This window comes from Saccharibacter floricola DSM 15669 (genome assembly GCF_000378165.1).
Classification (GTDB): domain Bacteria; phylum Pseudomonadota; class Alphaproteobacteria; order Acetobacterales; family Acetobacteraceae; genus Saccharibacter; species Saccharibacter floricola.
In genome coordinates this window covers 1-2749 of the sequence record NZ_KB899363.1, presented here as the reverse complement: position 1 = coordinate 2749, position 2749 = coordinate 1, and the positions used below count along the sequence as shown (strand labels likewise).

Below are 2749 nucleotides of genomic sequence, written 5' to 3'. Positions count from 1 at the left end.
AGAGGCCGGCGAATGTCGCGTAACGCGGGCGCGTCTCCAACAAATAATGCGTGCTCGGTGACGGGTTCGGTACAAAAAAACTCTTCCCAGCCGGGGAAGAGAAGAGCTCTACCGTTTCAATGTTGGTACAGCTTGATATATAATATCTAAAGGGTAACAGTAAATAACAAATTACGTCTTCTTTGCATCCACTTCTTCTTGTAAGCGCTGATCTCTGTAGAAGATGAGTTTACCTAAAACATTTCGTAAAAACTCTCCTGAATTTATATAGTAATTTTTATAACAATAATGAATATCAAATATACTATTAAATAAAATATCATTTTTATCATCTGAATTATCATTTAAGTATGTATGCAATTCATTAGATAACCTAAAAATATCATTTTCCTCCGCGTCATAAACATAGCATTTTACTATTTCATCTACGTTTTCACCAAATAAATCATAATCCATACAAAAATAAACATCTAAAAACTCTTTCATTTCTTCGAATTTTTTGCTCATGGCACTGGAAATCCTGTTAAAATTGACCACCCAGATGGGGATTTGGGGTTCTTCTTTAACACAATGCGAATACTTTTTGTACCTCTTAAAGCATTATCTCCTTTCCGCAAATAACCTCCCACATTATAAGGCATATTATAATTAAGCGGTATCGGCTTTTTACTGCTTAACGCTTTTGTAATGGCTTCGATACCTTCTGGACTTTCCAAAGCTTCTGATATGGCCCGCTCAGCTGTCGCTCGATCAGAAAAAGTAGACATAACAGCATCATCCCACTTAGTGTTGGCCAATCTTTCCTGCAAATATTCTATTGATTTACCTACATGCCTCTCAATCAGATGTCCACCAAGGTCTTCATGAGCTTGTAAACCACCACCTGGAACGATCTTACTTGATGATCCAGCGGCAAACTCTGGGGGAATATCTTCATCTTCCTTTTCCTTACCTGATAACGGCGGCTCTTTTCCTTCCTCTAATGTCTTTTCAGTGGTTTTCTCACCTTCTGCGAGAGCTTTCTTGCTAGCTCCTCCCTCACCCTGAATATAATGAAGAACAATTTTACCAACATTGCTCAGCCCTCGCTTCGACAAGATGAAATGCTTTGACATCAAGACTGGTCGCACTAACCATACTTATAAGCACATCAATATTCGTACCTTTCATATCCCCGTAGTCAACATCCCACGTCACTTTCAAACCTTATTCTACTACACCTTTTCTTCCATGTATCAGGACATAATAGGAGCATAGCAAGAATCATTTACCTTGTAATTTACTAAGATATTTCTTTTTATAATCATTCAAACTCAACGAATTAGCGCCCCCGTCAGAGTCTGGATGCCTACGCTGATATAGATCATCCTCCCATCCGCAAACTGGACAAATCTCATACCCTCCGTCTTCCCCTAATGTAAGTTCTCCACAAACAGGACACTTATATTCTACATCATACATTCTACTGATCCTTCCAATAATCTGACTTATCTTTAGAGTCCCTCTAAAGACCTTCGCCGCGAATATATTTGTTTTAGAATCATAAAATAATATATCCCCATTTTCACGCTTTCTAATTAATGTTTCTTTAGGAGGAATATGAATAAAATTTGGAAGTCTATTCAATGTCATTCCTATCGCCATCTTTCTTTCCAATTTATGTCTTTTACTATAATTAATTAACATGTGAATTTTTAACTATTTCAATCTACCACCATTTAGGGAAAGAAGAAAAAGATTCAATTATATTATATCTATAGTCAATATTTCCTTTGTATTCTAAAGAAATATACATTTCATTTTCCTCAGTAAACTTCTTCGCCAAAAAATTAATTTTTTTATCCTTTATAGAAAAGATAATTTCTTGATCTAAATTTATAAGCTCAGAATCTTTAAATGACTTAAGATTATACACGAATAAGTCATAGTCCTTATAAGATATCCAATCATTTCTAAAAAAAGAAACTTCATATGAAACCTCTTTATCCTCTAAATGTATATCAAAATTTAAGGATCCATATATATCTTCATAGTCCTTAACATCGAAAACAATATTGAATGGACAAGAAATACTTATATTCAACGTCTCATCACCTCCGTAGCGCATGGAAAATAGCTGGATTAAGACCATCTTTCTTAGGAGGTCCTATGATGAACTCCCAACTTCCATCAGTCAACTTCTCACCATATTTAAATTCACCTCTAACAACATTATTTAATGATTCTCCAAAACTTCTTAAAACCTGTTGTGAGTTTATATTAACCAAGTCTTTTCCATCAACTCCCTCTTCTGACATCCTTTTAATCGTTGAGGCTACTATCTCATTCATGTGTTTAGTACCATTATTAGCAACCCAAAATCTACCTTTATCTGTTTCTATATTAAATGAACGAGGAATAGGATTCCCTTCATAACTGTTCTGTGTTGGATATATACGATCCCATATGGTTTCCTTTTCCTTACCAGATAACGGTGACTCACTTTCTTTCTCTAATGTCTTTTCAGTGGTTTTTTCACCTTCTGCGAGAGCTTTCTTGCCACCACCCCCAATAATAGCGCCCGCGCCGGCCCCAGCACCGCCCTCACTCTGCATGTAATGAAGAACGGATTTACCGACGTCGCTCAGCCCCGTTCCGACAAGATGAAACGCTTTGACATCAAGACCCGTCGCGCTAATCGCCCCCATCAGCAGATCAATCTTCGCAGCGTTGCTATCCCCGTGCTCAATGTCCCACACCACTTTCGCGC

At 37.1% G+C, this 2749-nt stretch carries 5 protein-coding genes; all 5 read right to left on the bottom strand.

The window, feature by feature from the left end:
* Positions 1-171 precede the first annotated feature (171 nt).
* Positions 172-507, bottom strand: coding sequence for a contact-dependent growth inhibition system immunity protein (locus tag F457_RS0111570; protein WP_018981292.1), 336 nt, complete (start codon positions 505-507; stop codon positions 172-174).
* Positions 504-1115 (bottom strand): RNase A-like domain-containing protein, encoded by a 612-nt coding sequence (locus tag F457_RS13135; RefSeq protein WP_018981291.1) that lies wholly within the window; start codon positions 1113-1115, stop codon positions 504-506. The genes F457_RS0111570 and F457_RS13135 overlap by 4 nt, the downstream gene beginning before the upstream one ends.
* Before the next feature lie 148 nt (positions 1116-1263).
* Positions 1264-1686, bottom strand: a complete 423-nt coding sequence (locus F457_RS14155; RefSeq protein ID WP_018981290.1) for a CPCC family cysteine-rich protein — start codon at positions 1684-1686, stop codon at positions 1264-1266.
* Positions 1687-1708: 22 nt separating this feature from the next.
* Complete coding sequence (locus tag F457_RS0111555) at positions 1709-2083, bottom strand: hypothetical protein (RefSeq protein ID WP_156809463.1); 375 nt, start codon at positions 2081-2083, stop codon at positions 1709-1711.
* Between the two features lie 7 nt (positions 2084-2090).
* Positions 2091-2749, bottom strand: a 659-nt coding sequence (locus tag F457_RS14020; RefSeq protein WP_040921140.1) for a hypothetical protein, incomplete at its 5' end; no start/stop codon positions are given.